The organism is Mesorhizobium sp. LEGMi-168a (genome assembly GCF_058312955.1).
The window spans coordinates 44,942-69,143 of the sequence record NZ_JBZEGV010000019.1 but is presented as its reverse complement, the minus strand read 5'-3'; the positions used below and the strand labels follow the sequence as shown (position 1 = coordinate 69,143).

Sequence of the window (24,202 nt, the reverse complement as noted above, 5' to 3'; positions counted from 1 at the left end):
CGAAAGCGACAGGAGGGCGCCGGAGGCGCCCTCCTTATTCCGCAGGAATTACATGCCGGAGTAGAGCGGCTTGCCGTTCGCGTCGACGATGTCCTTGCCCCACATCCCCTCGACGCTCTTCACGACCGCGTCGGGCATCGGAACATAGTCCAGCGCGCCGGCCATGTCGTCGCCCTTGGCGTAGGACCAGGCGAAGAACTTGAGCGCTTCGGTCGTGGCCGCCGCATCGTCGGGCTTCTTGTAGACGAGGATCCACGTCGCAGCCGTCATCGGCCAGGATTCGGCGCCCGGCTGATTGGCCAGGATGACGCCGTAGCCCGGCTGCGAGCTCCAGTCGGCGTTGGCCGCGGCAGCCGAGAACGCCGCCGCCGTCGGCTCGACCTTCTTGCCGTCCTTGTTCACCAGGTCGGTGTGGGTCAGCTTGTTCTGCTTGGCATAGGCATATTCGACATAGCCGATCGCGCCGCCGGTTTGGGAAACGTTGTTGGCAACGCCCTCATTGCCCTTGGCGCCAATGCCGACTGGCCATTCCACAGCCTTGTCGACGCCGACCTTCGACTTCCAATCAGCGCTGACGTCGCCGAGATAGTATGTGAAGTTGAACGTGGTGCCCGAACCATCGGAACGGTGAACCACCGCGATCGCCTGCGACGGCAACTTGACGTCGGGATTGAGCTTCTTGATCGCCGCGTCATCCCAGCTCGTGATCTTGCCGAGGAAAATGTCGGCCAGCGTCGGGCCGTCGAGAACCAGTTCGCCCGGCTTGACGCCTTCGAGATTGACGACCGGAACGATGCCGCCCATCACCATCGGGAACTGTGCGAGGCCGGTGCCGTCAAGTTCTTCGCCCTTGAGCGGCGCATCGGAAGCGCCGAAGGTCACGGTCTTGGCCTTGATCTGCTTGATGCCGCCGCCGGAGCCGATCGACTGATAGTTGAGACCGACGCCGGTCTCCTTTTTGTAGGCGTCAGCCCACTTGGCGTAGATCGGATAGGGGAAGGTGGCGCCGGCGCCCGAGATATCGGCCGCCATCGCGGCGGAGATGGAAAGCGTGGATGCCGCAGCCATTGCAATCGCAACGGCCGCCGAGCGGATGAAATGTCTCATGTGGCCTGCTCCTGTTCGGAATATGGTCTTTCGGCACCCGTCTATCGGCGCCCGGGGAGCGCAATAGCCTTCGATTATTACAGTCGCATGACAGTTTCGTGTCAGCCCGGTAACGTCTGAACAGGGATAGCTGGAGAGGCCTGCGGCCGCCTTTTGCGGGCCAGCCGGAGTTTGCCGCGGGAATCAGCAACTTGTCCGACTTTTGAATCAAAAATTATCCCGGCGGCCGGATCTCGGCCGCCGGGAAATAAAATCCGGACGAGAGCGCGTTGCCCGAAAGCCAGAGCGGATCATGGCCTAGCCATCGCCGAAAACAGGTCCGTTGGGGTAGAGTCGACGCTGTTCCTTGCCGGCGGTCGCTGCTCCCGCCCGTAACCGAAGGGCGGAATCGACAGCCGCTATTGTTCCGGCTTGACCATCGCTTTGGTATGGTGCGATCACACCATACGTCCGCGTAACGAACGAGCAGCGGATGCCGGCTAAGAGAAAACCGCCCTGGCAGCGCCGCACTTTTCCTGGAAGTGCTTTTAGCCGGCGCTGCGTCGGACCTCCGCATCCGGGCCGAGCCATCTTTCGAGCTTTTCAAGCAGCGCCTTCGGGCTGATCGGCTTCGGCAGGTAGTCGTCCATGCCGGCTTCCAGGCAGCGTTCGCGGTCCCCTTTCAGCGCGTGCGCCGTGACGCCGACGATCGGCACACGCGTCCCCATCTCGGCTTCGAGCTGGCGGATGGCCGCGGTCGCCTCCAGCCCGCTCATCTCCGGCATCGATACGTCCATCAGGATCATGCGCGGATTGAGCTTGCCGAAGGCGTCGAGCGCCTTGCGGCCATTGCCGACGATCTCGAAATGATAGCCGGTCTCGCCGAGGATTTGCGTGAACACCAGCTGGTTCACCTCATTGTCCTCGGCGACGAGGATATCGAGTCCACGCTCCACGCCGGCCGGGCGCGGACGGGCACGCGCCGGCGGCGGCTGCAGCAGGACGCGGTCCGATGCCGTCGCCTGCGCCGTCGGCGCCCGCGACGCGCCGGCCCCTGTCCCTATGCTGCCGGCCAAAGGCGGATGGATGGCCGCCGTGCTGTGGCGATGGCGCTGGATGGTCGCGACCAGCGTCTCCAAAAGGATGGAGGAGCGCGCCGGCTTGATCAGCTGCGCATCGATGCCGAGATCGCGATAGGCGGCGCTGGCGAGCGACTGGTCGACCGAGGTCAGCATGATGATCGGCGTGTGCGCGAGGCCGGCGGTGTTGCGCAGGATACGCGCCATTTCGGCGCCGGTCATGCCCGGCATCTGGTAGTCGAGCACGACGCAGTCGACAGGCACGCCGTAGGCGGCGGCCGCGATCAGCACCTTCAGTCCCTCGGCGCCGCTTTCCGCCGCGCAGGAATCGAAGGTCCACGAGGCCATCTGCTCGCTGAGGATCGAGCGGTTGACGGCATTGTCGTCGACGATCAGCACGCGCGCGCCGGTGACGTCGACCGGCATGATCCGCTGCCCGCCCTGTTCGGCCCGCGGCAGCGTGACGGTGAACCAGAAGGTCGAGCCCTTGCCCTCGGCGCTGTCGACGCCGATCTCGCCGCCCATCATCTCGACCAGCCGCGAGGTGATGGCAAGGCCGAGCCCGGTGCCTTCGTGCCGCCTTGTCGAGGAGGTGTCGACCTGGCTGAACTTCTCGAACACCAGCTTCAGCTTGTCCTCGGGAATGCCGATGCCCGTATCGGTGATCGAGATGGTGAGCCTGGTGCCCGCCGGGACCCGCTCGCCCGTCACATCGACCAGCACGTGACCTTCGTCGGTGAATTTCACCGCGTTGCCGAGCAGATTGGTGACGATCTGCCTGAGGCGGCCGACATCGCCGACGAACTGCCCGTCGAGCCCTGGCTGGACGCGGACGATGAGCTCGAGGTCCTTCTCCTTGGCGCGCGTCGAAACCAGCGTCGCCACATCCTCGATCGCCTCGGCGAGGTTGAAGGGCGCCGGGTCGAGCACCAGCTGGCCGGCGTCGATCTTGGAGAAGTCGAGGATGTCGTTGATGATGGTGAGCAGCGCGTTGCCCGATTTGACGATGATGTCGGTGAACGTCTTCTGCTTCGGGTCGAGGTCCGACTTGGCTAGCAGCTCGGCCATGCCGAGCACGCCGTTCATCGGCGTGCGGATTTCATGGCTCATATTGGCGAGGAACTCCGACTTGGCGCGGTCGGCGAGCACGGCGCGCTGGCGCGCCTCGCTGAGCTCGGCCTCGCGCTGTTTCAGCTCCGTTATGTCCGTGGTCGATCCGATCAGATAGAGCGAGCCGTCGGACGCGATCATCGCGCCCTTGCGCGCGAACTGGTGACGCACGCTGCCGTCGGGCATCGTCACCTTTTCCTCGATCTCCTGCGTCTCGCCGGTGCGCAGCACCGCGAGGTCGCCCGCGATGAAGGCTTCGCCGTCCGCGCCGAAGATCTCGACATCGGTCTTGCCGATCGCCTCTTCCTTGCTGAAGCCCGTGAGGTCGCACCAGCCCTTGTTGACGTAGAATTGCCTCAGATCCGAGCGCTTGGCGTAGATCGACACCGGCACATTGTCGATCAGGCTGCGGAACACCTCGTTCTCGCTCATGCTGTCCTTGAGCGCCCGCTCGCGCGCCTTGACGTCGGTGATGTCGGTGCTGGAGCCGACCAGATGCACCGATCCGTCGACAGCGACGAGGCGGCTCTTGCGTGTCATCAGCTGCCGCACCGTGCCGTCGCGATGAGTGACGGGTTCCTCGACCTCGCGCCCATTGCCGGTGGCCACGACCTCGGAGTCGTCATGGCTATAGCTCTCGGCGTCCTCGGAACCGAAAAGCTGGCGGTCCGTCTTGCCGATGACGTCTTCCTTGGCGATGCCCGTCAGCGCGCACCAGGCCTTGTTGACGAACTCGATGCTGAGATCCTCGGCCTTGATGAAGGCCGCCACCGGCAATTCGTCCATGACATGGCGGTAAAGGTCGATCTGGCGCATCGAGTCGCGCAGCGCCTTCTCGCGAGCCTTGAGGTCGGTAATGTCGACACGAACGCCGATGAACGTGCCGTCATCGGTGCGCATATCATAGACCTGGTACCAGCGCCCGTCGGGGTTGAGGCGCTCGTAGGAAGAATTGGGCAGCCGGTAACGCTTGAGCACGGCGTCGAGCCAGCGCTCGGTATCGACGCCGTAGAGGCTGTCAATCTCACTGTCGCCGCTCGACCGGAAATAGCCGACGGAATGGCCGAGCTCCAATGCCTCGCGGAAGCTGCGGCCTGGCTGCCAGGCCGGCTTCAGTGCCGGCAGCGTATCCTGCAGCTTGCGGTTGGCGAAGACGAACTTGTCGTCGCGGTCATAGATGATGACGCCGGCCGGCAGCGACTCCAGCACGGTGGCGAGATTCTTGCGCGCGTCCTCGGCCTCGGTCTCGCGATGCTTCATGTCGGTGATGTCGACATAGGAGATCAGCCTTTTGCCGCCGGCAAGCGGCGCCAGCGAGGCGATCAGCGTGCGGCCGTCATTGCGCGGCAACTGCCTGGAGCCGGCAACGCCTGCCCGGATTTCCGCCTCGCGCCCGGCAATGTGGCGCTGCCATTCCGCCTCGTCGTCGCCATAGGGGTCGGCGTCGCGGCTCGCCTCCATCAGTTCGCGAAAACCGCAGCCGACCGTGGCGCGACGCGGATCGATCTTCCAGAAGTCGTAGAAGGCGCGGTTGATGATCTCCGCCCTGAGATCGGCATCGAGGACGATGACGCCGATCGGCATCGAATCGACCACCAAGCGAAGGTTGGCGAGCGCTTCCGAAGTCCCTGCCGCCTGCTGTGCTCCGGCGAATGTTTCGCCGCCGCCCGCAACCATCCTTTGGGAATCGCGCGCGTAGTCCGTCCCGAAAGTCCCGTCCGTGTCCGCCATTCCTACCCCCAGGCCGAACCCTCGCCGGTTCGTCGGCGGAATGTGCCCGACAAGCATTAACGATCCGCTAACCTTAACGATTCGCAACCGAACGCGGCCGATGCCGTTAATGCATGTCGCCCAAAAGTGCGTAGCGGTTTTGGCGACATGCATCAAAACAAAAGACTTGAAGCGCATCGTATGAATCCGTTTCGGAGCCACGCGCATCAAATCAGACGCTGGTCCGATGCCTGCTGCGGTAATCCGTCCGTTGGCGGACCCGGCGCTACCGGGCTATAAAGTCCGTGGGGGTAGATTGCTGATGCTTGGTCGAATGCTGACTTTTATTCTGTGCCCGGCGCTGCTTGCGGCAAGCGGCTGCGCGCGCAGCGACGACGGCACGGTGATCATTCCACGGCAGCTCGATGTCAGGCGTGTCTGGGACAAGCCGCCGCAGCAGGCGCAAGCAAGCCCGCCGCCTGTCGCCGTCGGCGTCTTTCCAGCGCCGCCCGAGGCGGCAAGATCGGCGCCGCGCAGATATCGGAAGCCGCCCGCAAAGCCGCCGGCGGATGCGCAGCCGCCGGATGCGTCTGCCGGCCCGGAGAAGGCGCTGGCCTGCCGCAATATCAGCGAACCCGGCAAGCGCTTTCGCGTCGTGTGCGACTAAAACGGATTCAGGCGACGCTTTAGTTCCTGGCAATTGCGGTCGAAGCTGCCGGCCGGGATCAGTCCGCCGGGAAAAAGGCGGAGCCGACCACCCGCACCGGCCGCGATCCGACCGACCTGGTCGGCGTCTGGCCCTCCGCCGCGCCTGCATCGGCTGCGGCCGCATGGGCCTCGGCATCAGCGTCCGCGGGCGATGGAATATCCGAAACCGTGCCGAGATCGGGCTTTGCCGTCGGCAACGGGATGATGGCGTTTTGCATGTTGCCCGGCGTCACGGTGCGCGCCCTGAGCTCGGCGACGCGTTGATAGTAGCGCTTGAGATCGCAGCCCTTGAAGCTTGCGTCGTCGCGATACCGGAAAGCGGTCGGAAGCTCGGTGTACGGCCTGCGCGTCTCGACCGCGACCATCTGATCGGTCTCCAGGTTCGGATCGCTCAGCGTATAGAGGTCGACGCCTGGATCGTCGCAAATATAGCGGCACTGATCGGCCGTGTCCTTGAGGTCGTTTTCTCGTGCGAATTGCGAATTCGGCGCCGGGAAGAAATAGCCGTCCGAAAGGCGCACGCAGAACAGCATCGCATTGCCGCCGAACGTCGTGCCGGAGGATTGCGGCTTGGGCTCCGACGCCGACCCCTGCTGCCGCTTCGGTGCGGATTGGCAGCCCAGCGCGACATATCTCGCCTGCAGGTCGCCGCGGCCTGGATTGCCGATGCCAGCGATCCGGCGCTGCACCTCGGCCCTGCTCCTAGCAAGGTCGGCGCAGGCGTTGAAGAAGCCGCCCGTCGCGCTGCTGGCGGTGCAGCGGCGCTGCCTTTCGACGCCCTGGATCGCGGCGAGCTGGCGCCGCAGCTGGGCAAGCTCAGGGCTGGCCGCGCCACGTCCGGCAAGCATCTGGTTTCTTAGCGCGCCGCAAGGGTCAGCATAGGAGACCTTTGCGAATACCAGCAACGCGGCAACAACCAGGAGAGGGACCGTGAGAAACCGCAAGCACGTCATTTGACCATCGCCTTGCTCAAACCACGTCGAAGCTCTAAACGAATACAAGCTTCAACTAAATGAGATTATTGTCATATTCGTAAGGTAAACCGTCTCGCACATCCTTACATTTTGATCGTTATGCTCAATCTTGTAAAATGAATATTACACTTTCATTTCAAGATTGAGACAGGCAGCCGAAAAAACCATCCGCACCGGCCGACGCCTGGCAATCGACGTCCGGCGCCCCTGATCACGCACTGCCGATGAAACCTTTGGCCGGCAGCTGACGTTATCTCTGCAGCACGAGGGAAACCGAAGATGTCCATTCACTTCACCGACCTGACCAGGAACCTGATCCATTCGCTTGGACTGGATCACGAGCGGGCGCCGAAGCATCTGACACCGGAGCAAAATCTGCTGCTGGAATGTTATCTGGCCGGTCAGATCCCGGAATCGGCCTGGAACGACTATGTCTTCGAGATGCCGGAGTTGGGAAAGCACGCCACCGCAAGGCGGGGCGCACGCTGAATCTTGCCGCATATGCACGGATTGTTGATTTGCCTGGGGTAACTCTTCCCCTAGCATTCGATTCTAGTCTTGTGAGCGGTAGCTTTTTGTCCGCCCACGACTTGCAGGGAAGTCTCATGAAGAAGATTTACGAAAGACCGACGCTTGAAAAGCGGGGACGGCTGTCGGCGATGGCAGGCACTTCGTCGTCCGGTCCTGTGTCCTAGAGCGTTTCACCGTTTCACGGAAACGGCGAACCGCTCTATCTCCTTGTTTTGACGCAATTCCGGGCGGAAAACCGTTTCACACTTTTCCTGGAATTGCTCTAAATCCTTACACAACGTTCCGCTCCGCCACGAAGCTTGTGCGTCGAGATAAGCTTCGGCGCTTGCTATTGCCTCGGCGAATTGAACTGAAGCGTAAAGACCGTTCCCGGAATTCCCTTGGCGAGTGCCGGCGAAAAGCTGAGCGGCAGGCAGTTTCGCAGGGCGGCGGTCGCCGCGTCGACATAGGCCTGACGCGCCTTGTCATCGCCGCTGACCTTGATGGCTGTCGGCTTCGGCGGGCCGATCAGCGTGCCGTCGCGCTTGAAGCTGAAGCTCAAAGTGACCGAGGCAGTTCCGGAATCGGCAGGCGGAGTCCAGCAGGCCTGCAGGGCGGTGCCGACCTCATTCATGGTGTTGAGCGACGCGGCATTCGCCGGAAGGGGCAGCGCCAGCAGCGCGCCGACAATCGCCGGATATCTTGCCGTGCCTCTCATCGCTGGTCCTCCTCGCTTTCGCCCGTCCGCCTGACGGCATGGTACGATCAACGAGGAGGATGACAATAGGATTTCAACCCGGGTTGTCGTGATGCCGGCACGGCCGTCGCCGTAAAAGCAAAAGGCCGGCATTGAGCCGACCTTTCCCTAGCCTCTGCATCGCGCCAGTACATCCGTGGTCGCAGCGAGGACCTGTATACTAGACAGGGCTTTGGTTAACGAATCCCTAATCCCATATGGTCTAAGCCGCGGCCTGCGCCTTCACGTGAGCGATGTAGCCGCGCACGTCGCCGGCCGGCTCCGCATAGGCCTTGCCGAGCTTCTTCTCGATCGCGGCCATGTAGTCCTTCGCCCATTTGGGCAGCGTGTAGTCGATGACGGCCAGGAACTCGAGCGTCGCCGCCAGGCGGATATCGGCGATCGACGGGTTGGCCCCGCCGATGAAGGGCTTGCCGTCCCTGAAGAAGGAGTGAAACACCTCCAGCGGCTCGGCGATTGCTGCGGCAGCCGCCTTCTGTGCCTCCGATTTCTTGTCGGGATGGGCGTCGCTGTGGCCGACCTCGCCGGCATATTGCGGAAAGCCGAGCGCCGGATAGGTGGCTCTAGCCACATAGGGATAGAGCGTGCCGACCAGGTAGAACATGGCGCTGTCGACCATTGCCCGCTTGGCCGGCGCCTTCGGATAGAACTTGTCGAGTCCGTGCTTGTTGGCGAGATACTGCATGATGGCGCAGCTTTCCCAAAGCACGCCCCTGGGAAGACCTTTGTCCTCGATCATCGGCGTCAGATGCGCCGGGTTGCGCGCCAAAAACTCGGGCGTGCGCGTCAGGCCCCAGGCGTCGGTCTCGGAATGGTCGAGCCCGGCCGCGCGCGTGAACACCCTGACCGTCATGTTGTTGACGCTCGGCCTCAGCATGCTGAGTTTCACGCCAGGTTTCTTGGCCGGCTTCGCCTTGGCTTTTGCCGTCGCTTTAGGCGCGGCCCTCGCCGTCGCTTTGGGCATGGCCTTTGCCGCGGCTTTCGCCGCCGGCCTCGCTGCTGGTTTGGCCGTTACCTTCTTGGTTCCTTTTGTGGCTGCCTTTGCCATCTTGGTCCTCCCTCTGACCTGTTCAGTATGGATTCTTCGCCGCCCGGTCCTCGGACAATGTTTCGCGCGATCGCTCGACCAGCGCCTGGATGGCGTCGGCAAGGTGCACCTCGGCGATGTTGTAGTCGCCGCGCGCGACGCGGATCTTGTGCGCCGCCATCAGCACGTCGGCATGGGTGAAACCGGCCGGCGGCTCGAAGCGGTAGGAGGCGAGCTCGATCAAAAGGCCGAGCGGATCCTCGAAATAGATCGAATCCATGAAGCCGCGATCCTTGACGCCGCTGTGCTTGATGGCGCGCTCGTCGAGCCGGGCGACCGCCTGCAGGAAGGTCACCCGCGACACCGAGAACGCGATGTGATGGACGCAGCCAATATCGGTCGGCGTGCGCCGCTTGACCGCCTCGCGGCTCTCATCGGTGAAGACCGTGATCAGCCGGCCGTCGCCGGGGTCGAAATAGAGGTGGCTTTCGCTCGCCTTGTCGAGATTGGGCTGCTCGAAGATGAAGGGCATGCCAAGCACGCCTTCCCAGAAATCGATCGAGGTCTGGCGATCGGCGCCAACCAGCGTGATGTGATGGACGCCTTGCGATTGTAGTTTTTGCATCTGGCTCCTCCCGGACACGCCGCGCCGTGCCGCCGGAGGCGTTTCAGATGCCCAGTCGCATTTTGATCAGCGCTCGGCACGTGATCGCCGCCCCGGCTTCGCTCCCCTGCGCTCCGCATTCCGCATCCTGCAGGAATGCGGCCGGAGCTTCGATGCACGGATGCTAATTCAATCCGAGGCGTTGCGCCAGAAGCGCTAATGCATGTCGCCAAGAAGTGTGCAGCGGTTCCGGGGCAACGACATGCATCAAAACAAAGACTTTAAAGCGCGTCGCCTGAATCCGTTTCAACGCGACGCGCTTTGGTGCTTCGAGGGCTCCGCGCAGGGGTCTTTTCAGGTCAAGATCCAGGCTACCGGCCTGCTGGTATCTCCCAGCATGTCCCGGGCTCCGGCGGACAGATCCGGCGAAATGACGTCCAGAGGCACATCCAGAATGCGTGCGATGACCTTGAGGGTCTTGGTGGAGGCTGTCTTTCCGCTGCGCTCTATCTGCGACAGCATGCTGGGCGTTATCCCCGCCTGGGCCGCGAGTTGCCTTCCGCTCAGGCCGCGCAGAATCCTGATGGCGCGAACCGGATTCTCGCCATCGGCGATCTTGTCCAGGACGCGCCTTGGCAAAGTGCCGTTGTGGGCCAGGTCGCCGAGGTCGGTCAAGCTCGCCAGCGCCGTTCGCTTCAGCATGCGGAACTGGGATTCCGGCAAAACGACCATGCGCTCCCGGGAGCCTGGATGCCTGATGAATTGCACGTTGAGTTTCATGCCTGTCGACCACCAGCTTGGTCGGCGCCGCGGTTCAGGGTGCGAATTCGGAATGCTTGAAAGCCAAAAGCACCAAGATCAGAAGCAGTATCGACAACAGTGCCGATACGGCCAGAACCGCTAATATCTGAAAGCTGACCGGCAGCCGCCGAAACCGTTTCCACGTCCACGGTTCCTTTTCCCAATGCTCAAATCGCGGCAACCGACCTTCCCTCGATCAGACTCGTTGCGGCAGCGGGCCGGATGAGTCATTTCGAAAGCGCACCAACAGGTTGCCGATGTTGATGGCTTCCGATCTAGTTCCGTTGGTTGGGGAAAGACATCTGGCGAAAGTCACCGGCGATGATGACGAAAGTCATATTCGTTTGCGGCCGGTTCGGGCTTACGTCAAAGTGGAAGGGCCGTGTCCCGTGGCTGGCTGTGGTAGCGAATGATCGATCTCGGCACAGAATTATTGCCGGCCGCGCAAGCCGATGTCATAGGGCTTGCCGTTTTGCGGGCCGACAGGACGGTTCAGCAGAAGGTAGGACACCTGGTCGATTGGCTTCCGGCCGTCGGAGCGGACTGCTGTCTGTGCCCGCTGCTGGTGGGGATGGAGGCCGAAATGGCCGCGCTGTCCGAGGGACGCCGCGATCTCATCGCCTTGTCGGGCGTGCGGGCGGAACTGCCCGGGCTCGATCGTCCGGTGACGGCGGTTGTCCTGTGGAACAGCGATCAATCGCGCTACGTCGTGATCGCGATGCCCGACTTCACGGCGCGCCAGGCCGAGATCATGTTCGAAAGCGAGCGGCGCGCCCGCCGCCTGATGGAGCAGCAGCTCGAGGCGGCCAGCTCCGAAGTGCGCTTCGCCTCGCTTGCCCGGACGCGGCTTCGCCTGGCGCGCGACCTCCACGACACGCTCGTGCATTCGATCATCGCGCTGCTGACGCAGATCCGGTTGACGCGGCATTTTCTGGCGACCGACCCTGCCCGCGTTTCGGACGGGCTCGCGATTGCCGAGGAAGCGGCGATCAACGGCCTGGCACGGGCACGCGACGCCATCGCCCGGCTGAGGATGCCCGACGAGCTGGAGCTGGGTTCGGATGTCGAGGGGATGCTTTCGGACTTCGCGCGGCAGACCGGCGCCGAACTCTCCGTGCGCATCGACGATGAAGCCCGCATCGCGTTGCAGGACCACGCCACGACGCTTCAGCGCATCGTCGGCGAGGCCCTGCGCAACATCGAGGCGCACGCGAAGGCGCGGCAGGTCCGGTTTGATGCGACAGTGGAGGGAACTGAAGCCGGTGAGAGGCTCCTCGTCGATATCCGGGACGACGGACGCGGCTTTGACCGGGCGACTTCCAGGCCGGGGCATTTCGGGCTGATCGGCATGGCCGAATTTGCCGAGCTCGCGGCAGGAGAATGCACGGTGGAGAGCTCGCCCGGTGCGGGCACGCTGGTTCGGGTATCGCTTCCCTTGACCGCGCAGGCGATGGAGACCGGGCATGGAGCCGTAGGGACCTCGAAAAGATGACCGATCCGCACCGTCAACCCGAAAGGATACGCGTGCTGATCGCCGAGGATCAGACCTTGATCCGGGAAGGTCTTGCCACGCTTCTTGGCCAGCAGAATGATGACTTCGAAATCGTCGGCGGTGCCGCCGACGGCGAGCAGGCGATCGAGTTTGCGCGCCGCTATCGGCCGGACGTCATTTTGATGGATCTGCAAATGCCGCGTGTTGACGGTGTCACGGCAACCCAGCGGATCCTGCGCGAGTTTCCAGCGACCTCGATCGTCGTCCTGACCACTTTCGAAACCAACGACCTGATTTTCGAAGCCGTCAGCGCGGGCGCCAGGGCATATCTTTTGAAGGACGCCAGGATCGATGAGATCGCAACGACGATCCGCACGGTGGCGAAAGGCCAATCCGCGCTCTCACCGGGCGTTGCCGCGCGAATTCTCGAAGAGTTCAAGCGGTTGCGTCCGCGGCACGCGCCGATGAGCGCGTCGGTTCGCGACGATCTGACCGCGCGTGAAAATGAAATTCTCAAGCTGATCATCGAAGGCAAGAGCAACGGCGAAATCGGCGCGCAACTGCATTTGGCCGAGGGTACGATCAAGAATTACGTGAGCACGATCCTGGAGAAGTGCGGCGCCAGGAATCGGACCGAGCTGGCCATAAAAACGATAACTTGAACAAACTTTCCAGAATGGGCGCGTGTTGCGCGTCTTCGCAGCTCGTCCCGCGTCGGCGCGATGCGAATCGACATCCAAACCAAAAATGAGCCCGCGGCTTCGGGGTGGGGGAAGCCGCGGGCAGAGCTCTTTCAGCATCCCCGTGTCCTTTAACCCATTCGCCCGTTTCCGCAGTCAGGCAAATGCGCTCTCACGCCTGAAATGCTTGACCAGCAGATAGTAGAAGACCGCGCGATGTTTGTTGCGATTGGCCCGGCCGTACTGGTCGATGACCTTGGCGAGTCCCGCGTCCAGACCGGCGTCGGCCGTCAGTCCCAGCCTATGGATGAGAAAGTTCTTCTTGACCCGTTCCATCTCCTCCTTGTCCGAGGCCGAAACGGTGGACGCATCCTTGTCGTAGATCGCCGGACCGCAGCCCTTCGTGACCTTCGTCAGAAGATCCATATCCGCCGTAAGGCCGCACTTCACTCTCAGGTCCGCCGCATATTTGCTGATCAGTTCGTCTTGCTTGCTCACGCTCTTGCCTTTCTCGCTCCCGGCTCGACGGCGACGTTGCTGTCGAGCCGCGCGGCACGGTTGCCGCGAAGTTTCGTCTCGATCTGTCTCGCTGCCCTCAGGCGTCAGCTAGCGCGCGTCGCAAGCACGCCATCTGGGCTGGCCTGATCGACGGCCGCCGGAAGGTGCTGCGCCAGCACGCTGGCCACCTGATCGAGCGGAATCCCGAACTGGGTCGCCAGTTGCTGAAGATGCGGATCGCCAAGCGCCGCCTTGATCTCGTCGGGTGCGATCGGGAGGTTTGCGGAGTTGGTGCTCAGCCAGGATTCGACGCGGTCGCCGAGACCTGACTTCTGCAGCATGGCGAGCACGCCCTGGTATCCGCCGACGCTGGCCAGCGCATCGGCCAGGAGGTTCGAGCCGCCGCTCTGCTGCCCGCCCTGCAATGCGCTTTGCAGACTGTCCAGAAATCCCATCGAGAAAACCTCCCGTCGAAAATCACGCTCGCCGTTGCGCAACGTTTCAGCCAGTGCCGGTCTAGGAGGTTTCGTGAGGTTGCGACATCTGACGAAGGTCAGGACCGAAGATGACGAAAGTCATGTTCGCTGCCGGCCGGATCGCACCTACTTAACGAGGCATCGTTCTTGGCACGCCTTTCCAGCCGCTGCGGAGCAGGCAGCCAGCCTGATCGGTCTGGAATGGAGATGCGGCTGGCATGAGTCCCGTCATTGCGGTACGTGACGATGGATATGGCTCGACGCGAATGCCACACTCGATCTGTGACAGCCCTGCGATCAGCACCAAGTCAATTGTCTGTCATGTGAATTAGGATTTGATATAACGGTCGTGACAGTGTCAGTAGTGCAAGACTAACCGGGGAATGACCATGAAAGGCGCCGAGCAAGCTGGAAAAGCCACGGGCGGAGCCGCTTCCGCCAACGGATCGGAAGCGACAATCCATCCCGAGGCGACCATCGATCAGGTCCGCAACCTCCTGTTCGGGGGCGCGCAGCGATCGATCGAGAGCAACCTTGCCGGTCTGCGGGAGGAGATGCAGGCCTCGCTCAAGGAGCTGCAAGCGGACTTCGCCAAGGAGGTCGCAGCGCTGCAAACCCGGCTGCAGGAGCTTGAGCAGGACACCGAGCAGAAACGGCTGGCATCGCACAGGGATATCGGCGCCGCGATTTCGGAGCTTGGCGCAACCATAACCAGGCTGGGATCCGCCACGGGAAGATGACGTCCGCCGGCGGCCAGAACCGCGAGATCGAGCAGCTCAAGACCTTGCTCTTTCAACCGGAGGCGGCGCGTCTCGAGGCGCTGGGAGCGGATGTCGCTCTCCTCCAGCAATATATAGGCGCACCGGATCGGCTCGAAGCGGCAACCGCCGACATACTGGTCGCCGCGCTCGAACGCGCGGAAGTCAGCCGGCCGCGCGAACTGGCGAACGTCATCGCGCCATCGGTGGTCTCCGCGATCCGGAGCGAGATCAAGAATTCACGCGACCTCATGGTCGATGCGCTCTACCCGATCACCGGCCGGCTGGTCAGCGCGGCCGTGGCAAACGCCTTCAAGGAACTTGTCGCGCGGCTGGAGCAGCGCCTCAACGCCCTGACATCGACGGAGCTGTGGATCGGGCGCATCAAGTCGCTGGCGACCGGCCGCCCGATCAGCGAGTTCGTTCTGGCGAACGCCAGCCCGCCGCGCGTCAACCGGCTGCTGATGATCGAGCGCGGCAACGGACGCCTCGTCGCGGACTGGAAGCGCGAAGAGATTTCCGACGAGCGGGCCGACCTGCTGAGCGCCATGGTCGCGGCGATCCTGGAATTTTCCGTTCAGGCGCTCGCGGGCGAGGGCAACCTTGAGAAGCTCGATTTCGGCGGACGGGAGATCGTGCTTCGCGCCTCGCCCCGGTTCATCCTGGCGGCGGAGTGCATCGGTCCCCTGCGCCCGGCCGACGACGCCAGGATCAATTCGCTTTTCTTCGACACGATCGACAGCATGGATGGCGACTGCGACGCTGCCATGCTGGCGTCGCTGGCCTCCTCCATCGAAGCCGATCCTGCCTCAGACAGGAAGCCGCGCCGAGGCGGAAAGGTCGTCCTGCTCGTGCTCGCGGCTCTCGCCGCCGCCGGGCTGGCATGGCTGGCGAGCGTCTACCTGACCCGCACGATGCTGGAGCGGCGGACGAATGATGCGCTGCAGGAACTTGTCGGCCAAGAACCGCTGCTCAAATCTTTCCCGCTGCGGCTGGACTTCGACCATGGCAATCGCAGCGTGTCGGTCTCCGGCATAGAGCCAAGTCAGGTGCAGGTGGCGCCGCTGGTCGACGCCTTGACCAAGGCCGCCGCCCCATACCGGGTCGTCGAACGGATCGGCGTCGTGCCGGGAATGGAACAGTCGGCCGCATTGCGCGCCGATATCGACGCCGTGCGGCAATCCCTGGCTGGCGTCCAGGCGAGCATCGATGAGAACCGGAAGGCAGTCGCTGAGTTGCAGCAATCCCTTGCCGGCTTGCAGAAGTCCGCCGGCGAAACGGGCAAGGCGATCACCGGGCAGCAACAGTCTCTCGCCGACCTGCAGGCTCGCATCGATGAGACGCGCGGGCCGAGCGCGCAAGAGCTGCAATCCCTTGCCGGGCTGCAAGCGCGCGTCGACGATATCCGCGCAGCGATCGCCGAGGAAGCCAAGTCCAGGAACCAGCAATACGACGCCCTGCAATCGATAGCCGACAGCCCCGCCGAGCGGCTCGGCCGCTTCATGGCCTCGACGGCAGTCTTCTTTGGCGATGCGGACGCTTTTGCCGACGACAAAGAAGCAGACCGACAGATCCGCGATCTGGCCGCGCTTCTTGCGGGCAACGATCTGAGAATCCGTGTCGTCGGCCACGCCGACGATACAGGAACGGATTCCTTCAATCGGGTTGTTGGTCGCAAAAGGGCCGACCAGGTGGTGCGGAAGCTGGTTTCGCTCGGCATCGAGCCTTCGCGACTGTTTGTGGTTTCGCGATCGTCCTCGTTGCCCATCTCCGACGTGCCGAGCGAAGGAAACCGCCGGGTCACCTTCGAAACCGTCTTTCGAGCCGAGCGCCTCCAGTGATGTTTAGCGCGAAGGTCATGCTGCTTGGCGACATGGGGGTGGGCAAGACGTCGATCATGTACCGCCTCGTGCACGACCGCTTCGACGGTGAATACAAATCCACGCTCGGCGTCGAGGTTCTAAGCTACGACGTTCCCGCCGATCCGGTTCGCGGGGACGAAGCGACGCGCCTCGTGCTCTGGGACACGGACGGCGATTTCGGCATGCGTATTTTCGACACCGTCTACGTTACCGGCGCCTCGGCTGCGATTGTCGTGTCGGACGTGACGCGCCCGCAAACCGTGACGCGCATGGTCGAACTGGCCCGCAATTTCGAGACGAGGTTTCCGGGCAGGCCATATCGGGCCCTCGTCAACAAGATCGATCTCGCCGAAGCCCCCGGAAGCGCCGAACAGATCGGTCAGATCGCGCGGTCGAGCGTCAAATTCGTGAGCGCCAAGAGCGGCACGGGAATTGTCGACGCGTTCGCTGAGCTCGCCGAAACGATCCGCCGCCGGCAGCTTTAGCCTCGATCGGCTCCAGTCATGGGACCGCGTTTTTCAGATGGCGCCTTCCCCAACGGAACCCCTGCCCGTCCGACCGTTTACGGCTCATGGCACTGGCCGACGACATCCAAATGGCGGAACGGCACGTTCTGCAAGCCGAGCGGCACATCAAGCGCCAGCGCGCGCGCATCGCCGCGCTAAAACGCTGTCGGTTGCCGCGAGGGAAGGCGGCCAACTTTCTGCAATTGCTCGAAGACGCCCAATCGATGCACCTCCAACACCTATCCCGGTTGTTGGAGCAAGCGTCCCGTGAAAGGACCGAAGCCGGCACATAAGCTTGGACGCTTAGGTTTAGCGCCGGCAGCCTACGGATCCTGTAAAGGGATGGTACGCCCAAGGGGAATCGAACCCCTGTTACCGCCGTGAGAGGGCGGTGTCCTGACCGCTAGACGATGGGCGCGCTCAAGAACCGGCTACATAGGATGAAGGCCGCGAAAAAGCAACTGGGGTTTCGGACTGTCCGCAGACTTTGCGGAATGCCTTTGGTTAACCCTGGCGTTTCGGCTCAATCAGGTCCCAGAGATTGCCGTAGAGATCGGCAAACACCGCCACCGTTCCGTAGGGCTCAAAGCGCGGCGCTTCGCGGAACTCGACGCCGCGGCCAAGCATCGCCTGGTGGTCGCGCGCAAAGTCGTCCGTTTCGAGGAACAGAAACACCCGGCCGCCGGTCTGGTCGCCGATACGGCTCGCCTGCGTCTCGCCGGAAGCCTCCGCAAGCAACAGCCGCGCGCCCTGCCCGTTTGCCGGCGTGACCGTCACCCAGCGCTTGCCGCCGCCGAGGTCGACATCGTCGGTCAGCACAAAGCCCAGCCGCTCGACATACCAGGCAATCGCCTCGTCATAATTCCCGACGACCAGCGCCACCGTCGCGATGCTGCGGTTTTCGGCGAAGCCGGTCATTTGTTGCGGACTCATTTGTTGCGGATCGCGAACTGGCCGATCATGCGGCGCTCGGCAATATCGTAGACGAAGATGGAACGGCTGCCGTCGACAAGCTCGGCATCGATCGACAGTCGGTTGCCGGACAGCGCCTGGCTGACCACCTTGGCGCCGACCGGCAGCACGATGTCGCCGCTGAGCGGCGCCCCGGCCGGAGCCCGGACATCGTCGGCGGGTGCCGATCCGGCAACCGGCGCATTGCGGGCTTTGTAGACAAGCGCTCCGATCACCACCATAAGGGCGAGGAACAGTAGGCCGAGATTGACGATCATGAAGCGGATGAGCTTCCGGCGCACTTTCTCGGCCGCGGGGTCGAGCGGCTTTTCCTCATCTTCTTCGGCGATCGGCCTGGCCATGGCTAAACAATCCGCAACGGGTTTCGATGAGCGCTCATAACGAAGACACCCCGATTTTGATAGGGGATGAGTCGACGGCAGGCGAAGCGGTCGTTCTGGAAGCCGGAACGGAAGCCGCCGGCCAGCGCCTCGACCAGTGGCTGGCCGCCAGGCTCGGCCCCGATATTTCACGCAGCCGCGTGCAGGCCCTGATCAAGCAGGGCGCGGTCTCGATCGCCGGCAAGCCGGTCGAGGAGGCCAAGCGCAAGATGGCGGCCGGCGAGCGCGTGTCGGTCGTCATGCCGGAACCGGAGCCTGCCGAGCCGCAGGGCGAGGCCATTCCTCTCGACATCCTTTACGAGGACGACGAGCTGATCGTCATCAACAAGCCGGCGGGGCTGGTCGTCCATCCCGGCGCCGGCAATTGGACCGGCACGCTAGTCAACGCGCTGATCCACCATTGCGGCGACAGCCTCTCCGGCATCGGCGGCGTCAGGCGGCCGGGCATCGTGCACCGGTTGGACAAGGAAACCAGCGGCGTCATGGTGGTGGCCAAGACCGACCGCGCCCACAAGGCGTTGTCGGAGGCCTTCGCCGACCATGGCCGCACCGGCGATCTCGAGCGCGCCTATCTGGCGCTGGTCTGGGGCATTCCGCAGCGGCCGAGCGGCACCGTCGACGCCGCGCTCGGCCGCGCCGCTGACCGCGTCCGCCGCGCCGTGGTTCCCGAAGGCCGCGACGACGCCCGCCACGCTGTCACCCATTTCAACGTGGTCGAACGCTTCGGCGAAGGGCAGAAGGCTTTCGCCACCGCAAGTCTGGTCGAATGCCGGCTGGAGACCGGCCGCACGCACCAGATCAGGGTTCACATGGCGCATATCGGCCATCCAGTGATCGGCGATCCGGACTACGGCCAGGCCTTCCGCACCAAGGCCAACCGGCTGCCAGAGCCGCTGAAAAGCGAGGTCGCTGGATTTTCCCGGCAGGCGCTCCACGCCTGGCTCCTTGAATTCCGCCACCCGACTACCCATCTAACGATGAGGTTCGAGGCGCCGATGCCGAGGGACATGGAGGAAGTCGTCGGCGGTTTCCGCAAACTCTGAGCCGCCTTCAAGACGCTTCAAACCAGCCATCAAAAAACCTGACTGGCGTTGTTCACTTTAGCGTGACACACTGTTTCGTGTTGAACAAATGCCTGTCCTTTCTGGTTTTGTTCCTATATACAGCAGTTGCCGCGGATGAGCCGATTGGCATTCGCGTCACATGCCCGCCGCGTTACGGGGGCATCACTCCAAGAGAGAGGGGGCGCTATCATGGCCCAGTCACTACCCAGTATCGTGTCCGGTGAAGGCGGTCTCGCCCGTTATCTGGAAGAAATCCGTCGCTTTCCGATGTTGCAGCCGCAGGAAGAGTACATGCTCGCCAAGCGTTATGCCGAGCATCAGGACACTTCCGCCGCGCACAAGCTCGTCACCAGCCACTTGCGGCTCGTCGCCAAGATCGCCATGGGCTATCGCGGCTACGGCCTGCCGATCGGCGAGGTGATCTCGGAAGGCAATGTCGGCCTCATGCAGGCCGTGAAGAAATTCGAACCGGAGCGTGGTTTCCGGCTCGCCACCTACGCTATGTGGTGGATCAAGGCCTCGATCCAGGAATACATCCTGCGCTCGTGGAGCCTGGTCAAAATGGGCACCACCGCCAACCAGAAGCGCCTGTTCTTCAACCTGCGCAAGGTGAAGGGCAGAATCCAGGCGCTCGACGACGGCGATTTGAAGCCCGACCAGATCGCCGAGATCGCCACGCGCCTCAACGTGTCCGAGGCGGAGGTGGTGTCGATGAACCGCCGCCTGTCGGGCGACGCTTCGCTGAACGCCCCGATCAGGGCGAGCGAGGGCGAGTCCGGCGAATGGCAGGACTGGCTGGTCGACGACCACGAAAGCCAGGAAGAGATGCTGATCGAGCAGGACGAGCTGGAAAGCCGGCGCGCCATGCTGGCGGGCGCCCTGTCGGTGCTCAACGATCGCGAGCGGCGCATCTTCGAGGCGCGTCGCCTGGCCGAAGAGCCGCTGACACTGGAAGAGCTGTCGGCCGAGTTCGACATCAGCCGCGAGCGCGTGCGCCAGATCGAGGTGCGCGCCTTCGAGAAGGTGCAGGACGCAGTCAAGGCCGCGGCCAAGCGCCAGGCCCAGGCGCTGCGCACCATCGAAGCGCAGCCGGCGGCTTAACAAGCTCCAAATGGAATAGAAAAAAGGCGGTGCTTCGGCGCCGCCTTTTTTTCGCTTGGCTGGTAGGGCGGGTTGAGATTCAGGTCAGGCCGAGCCGAAAATGGTGGCTTCCGAGAACCGGAGCGGAGCGTACTTCAAGTACGTGAGCACCGGAAGCGCAGGAAGCCGCCATTTGCAGGCCGGCATCACCTGAATATCAGCTCGCCCTAAGCCGAAGGCTGCTTGGTCTTGCGCAGATACGGCAGCACCGTCTCAAACGCGCCGAAGCGCTTGATGGCGTCCTCGTTGGAGACGGCGGCGGTGATGATGACGTCCTCGCCCTGCTTCCAGTTCGCCGGCGTGGCCACCTGGTGCTTGGCCGTCAGCTGGATGGAATCGATGACGCGCAGGATCTCGTCGAAGTTACGGCCCGTGGTCATCGGATAGGTCAGCACCAGCTTGATCTTCTTGTCGGGGCCGATGACGTAGACCGAGCGCACGGTGGCATTGTCGGCCGGCGTGCGGCCCTCCGAGCTCTCGCCGGCGCCCGCCGGCAGCATCTCGTAAAGCTTGGCGACCTTGAGGTCCTTGTCGCCGATCAGCGGGTAATTCACCGTTTGGCCGGTGGCGGTCTTGATGTCGGCCTGCCACTTGTCGTGGCTCGACACCGGGTCGACGGAAATGCCGATGATCTTGACGTTGCGCTTCTTGAAGTCGCCTTCCAGCCCGGCCATCGTGCCGAGCTCGGTCGTGCAGACAGGCGTGAAGTTCTTTGGATGGCTGAAAAGCACCGCCCAGCCGTCACCGATCCACTGGTGGAAATTAATCGTCCCTTGCGTGGTCTCGGCTATGAAGTCCGGCGCGATATCGTTGATACGAAGGCTCATGACGTGCTCCCCTGTGACATGTCGCCGGCATGGGCCAACCCCAGCGGCGGCTCAGCCTTCTATACCGCCGGACGGCCCGGTTCAAAAGGCTTGTGTCTGCAAGCGTGATCGAAGCGGCGGAAAAATTTCGTCTTTTCCTGGAAAAGACAGCAGGAATTTCCGCGATGGACGCTGCGGTCCGGACGAGGCGCGCTTTAAGCTTTCTTCACCGCCAGCGTCGTCGCCAGGTCTTCCATGCGCTGGGCAAGTGCCGCGAGCGCCGTGGTCAACACGCTGTCGCTCTTGTCGGCCTTGGTCAGCGCCTCGTCGCGCGTCTTGCGCAACGTCAGCACTTCGCTCTCCATGCCCTTGACGCGCTTGTTGATCTCCGACAGCTCGTCCATCACCATGATGCCGGCCATGACGGTCAGCCGCTGGTCGCCGATCTCGCCGAAGGAATCCTTCAGATGCGCGACATAGCGGTCGAAGCGCTCGGCAAGGTCGATCAGGTGCTCTTCCTGGCCCTCGTCGCAAGCCATCCGGTACTGCTTGCCGTCGATAGAAACCGTCACCTGTGCCATTGGCTTACCTGTCCAGTACCGCGCGGATGGTTTCCATGGCGGTCACCAGCCGGCGCGACACTTCCTTGTTGGCATCTTCCAGCCGTTCGGCGCGGGCCTCGGAATTGTCGAGCTCCTGCGCCAGCCGCGAACGATCGGCGTTCATGCGCTGCACCTCGGCCTCGGCTTCGGAATAGTCGCGCTCATGCTCGAGCCGCGCCGCCACGGCGTTTTCCAGCCCTTCCATGGCCTTGCCGAGCCTGGCGATGACTTCTTTGAGGGTCGTTTCCCCGGTCATGGCCTTCGTCCTATGCCCTGCCCGTCACCGAATCGCTCGCGTTCAGAACGCGTTATGTCAGAAAGATTAGGCGCCGGGTGAAGCGCGCGTCAATAAAGCTCTCGCGACTGTCCCCTGCTAACGCTAATGTAGCGCCGCCGGCGTCTTCACAAGACCGGCAAAAAAGCACCGATTTGTTGACTCAAGGGCCGCGCCTGCTATGTGTCGCGCACCCTTTCCACGGGCTCTCCCAAGGCTCCAACCCCTATCTCCGGAGGAAGCATGACCTCGCGTGAACAACATGATCGGATGGCCAATGCGATCCGTTTCCTTTCCATGGACGCCGTCGAGAAGGCGAATTCGGGTCACCCCGGCCTGCCCATGGGCTGCGCCGACATCGCCACCGTGCTGTTCACCCGCTTCCTGAAATTCGACGCCAAGGCCCCGCACTGGGCCGACCGCGACCGTTTCATCCTGTCGGCCGGCCACGGCTCGATGCTGCTCTACTCGCTCTTGTACCTCACCGGCTATGAGGACATGACGATCGACCAGATCAAGAATTTCCGGCAGCTCGGATCGAAGACCGCCGGCCATCCCGAATACGGCCATGCCGCCGGCATCGAGACCACCACCGGCCCGCTCGGGCAGGGCCTCGCCAATTCGGTTGGCTTCGCGCTCGGCGAGCGCATTATGAACGCCGCCTTCGGCAACGACCTCGTCAACCACTACACCTATGTGCTGGCCGGCGACGGCTGCCTGATGGAAGGCGTTTCCCAGGAAGCCATCGCGCTTGCCGGTCACCTCAAGCTCAACAAGCTGATCGTCTTCTGGGACAACAACAACATCTCGATCGACGGCCCGGTCTCGCTCGCCGACAACACCGACCAGGTCGCCCGCTTCCAGGCCAGCGGCTGGAACGCCAGCCACATCGACGGCACCGATCCGGAAGCGATCGCCTATGCCATCGAGGCTGCCCGCCATTCCGACAAGCCGACGATGATCGCCTGCAAGACGACGATCGGCTTCGGCGCCCCGACCAAGGCCGGCACCAACAAGGCGCACGGCTCGCCACTCGGCGCCGAGGAAATCGCCGGGGCCCGCAAATTCTTCAACTGGGAGTCGCCGCCCTTCGAGGTGCCGGCCGACATCCTCGACGCCTGGCGCGCCGCCGGCAAGGTCGGCGCCAAGGCGCGCGCCGACTGGGAGGGCCGCCTCGCCAGGGCCGACGGCAAGCTGCAGGGCGAATTCGAGCGCCGCCTCGCCGGCAAGCTGCCGTCCAACTTCGATGCCGTCATCGCCGACTACAAGAAGAAGCTCTCGGCCGACAAGCCGAAGGTCGCCACCCGCAAGTCGTCGGAAATGGCGCTGGAAGTGATCAACGGCGCGGTTCCCGAAACCATCGGCGGCTCGGCCGACCTTACCGGCTCCAACAACACCAAGACCAGCCAGACCAAGAACATCACGCCGGACGACTACGGCCAGCGCTATGTCCATTACGGCATCCGCGAGCATGGCATGGCGGCGGCGATCAACGGCTTGACGCTGCATGGTGGCCTGATCGCCTATGGCGGCACCTTCCTGTGCTTCTCCGACTACGCCCGCCCGTCGATGCGCCTTGCCTCGCTGATGGGCATCCGTTCGATCTTCGTCATGACGCACGACTCGATCGGCCTCGGCGAGGACGGCCCGACCCACCAGCCGGTCGAGCATCTGGCCGCGCTCCGCGCCATTCCGAACCACAATGTGTTCCGTCCGGCCGACGCGGTCGAAACGGCGGAATGCTGGCAGTTGGCGCTGGAATCCGCAAAGACGCCGTCGACCCTGGCGCTGACCCGCCAGAACCTGCCGACCGTGCGCACCGAATTCAGCGAGAAGAACCTCAGCGCCTTCGGCGCCTATGAGCTCGCCGCGGCAAATGGCGAGGCGGCGGTGACGATCTTCGCCACCGGCTCCGAGGTCGAGATCGCGCTTGGTGCCCGCGAGTTGCTCGAGAAGCATGGCCATCCGACCCGCGTCGTCTCGGTGCCCTGCCTCGAGCTGTTCGACCAGCAGAGCGAGGACTATCGCAAGAAGACGATCGGCAACGCCAGGATCAAGGTTGCGATCGAGGCCGGCATCCGCCAGGGCTGGGACCATCTCATCGGCACCGACGGCATCTTCGTCGGCATGCACGGCTTCGGCGCTTCCGGCTCGATCGAGCAGCTCTATCCGCATTTCGGCATCACCGCGGAAGCTGCCGCGAAGGCCGTGGAAGCGCGCCTGCATGGCAGGTGAGCCATTTCATGTCGCTCAAAAGCGCACGACGGTTTTGAGCGACATATAGAAGCAGGACGGCCCGGTCGGACGAAACCTTTCAAGGGGTTGT

The 24,202-nt window shown here is 63.2% G+C and carries 26 protein-coding genes and 1 tRNA gene; 11 read left to right on the top strand and 16 right to left on the bottom strand.

Annotated features, from left to right (window positions below; translation table 11 throughout):
- Nucleotides 1–48: 48 nt before the first annotated feature.
- Both pstS and AC4FWB_RS22775 read right to left on the bottom strand, forming a co-directional pair.
- A complete protein-coding gene (gene pstS, locus AC4FWB_RS22780) occupies nt 49–1,107 on the bottom strand; it encodes a phosphate ABC transporter substrate-binding protein PstS (RefSeq protein WP_491028488.1) in 1,059 nt (352 codons plus the stop codon).
- A gap of 527 nt (nt 1,108–1,634) precedes the next feature.
- Complete coding sequence (locus AC4FWB_RS22775) at nt 1,635–5,006, bottom strand: response regulator (RefSeq protein ID WP_491028487.1); 3,372 nt, start codon at nt 5,004–5,006, stop codon at nt 1,635–1,637.
- A 313-nt stretch (nt 5,007–5,319) separates the two neighbouring features.
- On the opposite strand from AC4FWB_RS22775, the gene AC4FWB_RS22770 reads away from it, so the two are divergent.
- Entirely contained in the window at nt 5,320–5,652 is a 333-nt protein-coding gene (locus AC4FWB_RS22770) for a hypothetical protein (RefSeq protein ID WP_491028486.1), read from the top strand.
- Between the two features lie 58 nt (nt 5,653–5,710).
- Here AC4FWB_RS22770 and AC4FWB_RS22765 read toward each other — a convergent pair whose 3' ends face one another.
- Nucleotides 5,711–6,541 carry a DUF2865 domain-containing protein gene (locus AC4FWB_RS22765; protein WP_491028485.1) on the bottom strand — a complete coding sequence of 277 codons (831 nt, stop codon included), beginning with the start codon at nt 6,539–6,541 and terminating at the stop codon, nt 5,711–5,713.
- A 405-nt stretch (nt 6,542–6,946) separates the two neighbouring features.
- On the opposite strand from AC4FWB_RS22765, the gene AC4FWB_RS22760 reads away from it, so the two are divergent.
- Nucleotides 6,947–7,156, top strand: a complete 210-nt coding sequence (locus tag AC4FWB_RS22760; protein ID WP_491028484.1) for a hypothetical protein — start codon at nt 6,947–6,949, stop codon at nt 7,154–7,156.
- Nucleotides 7,157–7,526: 370 nt separating this feature from the next.
- Here AC4FWB_RS22760 and tolA read toward each other — a convergent pair whose 3' ends face one another.
- The 5 genes from tolA to AC4FWB_RS22735 all read right to left on the bottom strand — a co-directional run bounded on the left by tolA (nt 7,527) and on the right by AC4FWB_RS22735 (nt 10,515).
- The gene (gene tolA, locus AC4FWB_RS22755) at nt 7,527–7,895 is read right to left on the bottom strand and encodes a cell envelope integrity protein TolA (protein ID WP_491028483.1); all 369 of its coding nucleotides are present in this window, start codon (nt 7,893–7,895) and stop codon (nt 7,527–7,529) included.
- Nucleotides 7,896–8,136: 241 nt separating this feature from the next.
- The gene (locus AC4FWB_RS22750; RefSeq protein WP_491028482.1) at nt 8,137–8,982 is read right to left on the bottom strand and encodes a glutathione S-transferase family protein; all 846 of its coding nucleotides are present in this window, start codon (nt 8,980–8,982) and stop codon (nt 8,137–8,139) included.
- A gap of 22 nt (nt 8,983–9,004) precedes the next feature.
- Nucleotides 9,005–9,586 (bottom strand): VOC family protein, encoded by a 582-nt coding sequence (locus AC4FWB_RS22745; RefSeq protein ID WP_491028481.1) that lies wholly within the window; start codon nt 9,584–9,586, stop codon nt 9,005–9,007.
- 333 nt (nt 9,587–9,919) lie between these two features.
- A complete protein-coding gene (locus tag AC4FWB_RS22740; RefSeq protein ID WP_491028480.1) occupies nt 9,920–10,345 on the bottom strand; it encodes a helix-turn-helix domain-containing protein in 426 nt (141 codons plus the stop codon).
- Nucleotides 10,342–10,515: a hypothetical protein gene (locus AC4FWB_RS22735; protein WP_491028479.1), complete on the bottom strand. Its 174-nt coding sequence runs from the start codon at nt 10,513–10,515 to the stop codon at nt 10,342–10,344. Before AC4FWB_RS22735 ends, AC4FWB_RS22740 begins: the two co-directional genes overlap by 4 nt.
- A 260-nt stretch (nt 10,516–10,775) precedes the next feature.
- Here AC4FWB_RS22735 and AC4FWB_RS22730 point away from each other — a divergent pair, with 260 nt between their 5' ends.
- Together AC4FWB_RS22730 and AC4FWB_RS22725 are read left to right on the top strand one after the other, a co-directional pair.
- Complete coding sequence (locus AC4FWB_RS22730; RefSeq protein WP_491028478.1) at nt 10,776–11,858, top strand: sensor histidine kinase; 1,083 nt, start codon at nt 10,776–10,778, stop codon at nt 11,856–11,858.
- On the top strand, nt 11,855–12,520 hold the full coding sequence (locus tag AC4FWB_RS22725; RefSeq protein ID WP_491028477.1) for a response regulator transcription factor: 666 nt from the start codon (nt 11,855–11,857) through the stop codon (nt 12,518–12,520). The genes AC4FWB_RS22730 and AC4FWB_RS22725 overlap by 4 nt, the downstream gene beginning before the upstream one ends.
- Before the next feature lie 174 nt (nt 12,521–12,694).
- Here the strand turns inward: AC4FWB_RS22725 and AC4FWB_RS22720 are convergent, their stop codons facing one another.
- Both AC4FWB_RS22720 and AC4FWB_RS22715 read right to left on the bottom strand, forming a co-directional pair.
- On the bottom strand, nt 12,695–13,036 hold the full coding sequence (locus tag AC4FWB_RS22720; RefSeq protein ID WP_491028476.1) for a DUF2853 family protein: 342 nt from the start codon (nt 13,034–13,036) through the stop codon (nt 12,695–12,697).
- A gap of 104 nt (nt 13,037–13,140) precedes the next feature.
- Nucleotides 13,141–13,491, bottom strand: a complete 351-nt coding sequence (locus AC4FWB_RS22715) for a YidB family protein (protein WP_491028475.1) — start codon at nt 13,489–13,491, stop codon at nt 13,141–13,143.
- 410 nt (nt 13,492–13,901) lie between these two features.
- Here AC4FWB_RS22715 and AC4FWB_RS22710 point away from each other — a divergent pair, with 410 nt between their 5' ends.
- The 4 genes from AC4FWB_RS22710 to AC4FWB_RS22695 all read left to right on the top strand — a co-directional run bounded on the left by AC4FWB_RS22710 (nt 13,902) and on the right by AC4FWB_RS22695 (nt 16,931).
- Complete coding sequence (locus AC4FWB_RS22710; RefSeq protein WP_491028474.1) at nt 13,902–14,252, top strand: hypothetical protein; 351 nt, start codon at nt 13,902–13,904, stop codon at nt 14,250–14,252.
- Nucleotides 14,249–16,111, top strand: coding sequence for an OmpA family protein (locus AC4FWB_RS22705; RefSeq protein ID WP_491028473.1), 1,863 nt, complete (start codon nt 14,249–14,251; stop codon nt 16,109–16,111). Before AC4FWB_RS22710 ends, AC4FWB_RS22705 begins: the two co-directional genes overlap by 4 nt.
- A 17-nt stretch (nt 16,112–16,128) precedes the next feature.
- Nucleotides 16,129–16,617: a P-loop NTPase family protein gene (locus AC4FWB_RS22700; RefSeq protein WP_491028472.1), complete on the top strand. Its 489-nt coding sequence runs from the start codon at nt 16,129–16,131 to the stop codon at nt 16,615–16,617.
- Nucleotides 16,618–16,703: 86 nt separating this feature from the next.
- Nucleotides 16,704–16,931 carry a hypothetical protein gene (locus tag AC4FWB_RS22695; RefSeq protein ID WP_491028471.1) on the top strand — a complete coding sequence of 76 codons (228 nt, stop codon included), beginning with the start codon at nt 16,704–16,706 and terminating at the stop codon, nt 16,929–16,931.
- 50 nt (nt 16,932–16,981) lie between these two features.
- Here AC4FWB_RS22695 and AC4FWB_RS22690 read toward each other — a convergent pair.
- The 3 genes from AC4FWB_RS22690 to AC4FWB_RS22680 form a co-directional block, all read right to left on the bottom strand.
- A tRNA-Glu gene (locus tag AC4FWB_RS22690) sits at nt 16,982–17,056 on the bottom strand.
- Between the two features lie 86 nt (nt 17,057–17,142).
- Nucleotides 17,143–17,556 carry a VOC family protein gene (locus tag AC4FWB_RS22685; protein WP_491028470.1) on the bottom strand — a complete coding sequence of 138 codons (414 nt, stop codon included), beginning with the start codon at nt 17,554–17,556 and terminating at the stop codon, nt 17,143–17,145.
- Between the two features lie 11 nt (nt 17,557–17,567).
- Nucleotides 17,568–17,951: a fimbrial protein gene (locus AC4FWB_RS22680; protein ID WP_491028469.1), complete on the bottom strand. Its 384-nt coding sequence runs from the start codon at nt 17,949–17,951 to the stop codon at nt 17,568–17,570.
- Nucleotides 17,952–17,977: 26 nt separating this feature from the next.
- Here AC4FWB_RS22680 and AC4FWB_RS22675 point away from each other — a divergent pair, with 26 nt between their 5' ends.
- Nucleotides 17,978–19,033, top strand: coding sequence for an RluA family pseudouridine synthase (locus tag AC4FWB_RS22675; protein ID WP_491028468.1), 1,056 nt, complete (start codon nt 17,978–17,980; stop codon nt 19,031–19,033).
- A 210-nt stretch (nt 19,034–19,243) separates the two neighbouring features.
- On the top strand, nt 19,244–20,155 hold the full coding sequence (rpoH, locus tag AC4FWB_RS22670) for an RNA polymerase sigma factor RpoH (RefSeq protein WP_491028467.1): 912 nt from the start codon (nt 19,244–19,246) through the stop codon (nt 20,153–20,155).
- Between the two features lie 206 nt (nt 20,156–20,361).
- Here the strand turns inward: rpoH and AC4FWB_RS22665 are convergent, their stop codons facing one another.
- The 3 genes from AC4FWB_RS22665 to AC4FWB_RS22655 all read right to left on the bottom strand — a co-directional run bounded on the left by AC4FWB_RS22665 (nt 20,362) and on the right by AC4FWB_RS22655 (nt 21,858).
- Entirely contained in the window at nt 20,362–21,021 is a 660-nt protein-coding gene (locus AC4FWB_RS22665) for a peroxiredoxin (RefSeq protein ID WP_491028466.1), read from the bottom strand.
- Between the two features lie 194 nt (nt 21,022–21,215).
- Nucleotides 21,216–21,581, bottom strand: coding sequence for a cell division protein ZapA (locus AC4FWB_RS22660; RefSeq protein ID WP_491028465.1), 366 nt, complete (start codon nt 21,579–21,581; stop codon nt 21,216–21,218).
- Between the two features lie 4 nt (nt 21,582–21,585).
- Nucleotides 21,586–21,858, bottom strand: a complete 273-nt coding sequence (locus AC4FWB_RS22655; RefSeq protein ID WP_040973690.1) for a DUF4164 domain-containing protein — start codon at nt 21,856–21,858, stop codon at nt 21,586–21,588.
- Between the two features lie 261 nt (nt 21,859–22,119).
- Between AC4FWB_RS22655 and tkt the strand changes: the two genes are divergently transcribed.
- Entirely contained in the window at nt 22,120–24,111 is a 1,992-nt protein-coding gene (gene tkt / locus AC4FWB_RS22650; RefSeq protein ID WP_491028464.1) for a transketolase, read from the top strand.
- Nucleotides 24,112–24,202: the final 91 nt, after the last annotated feature.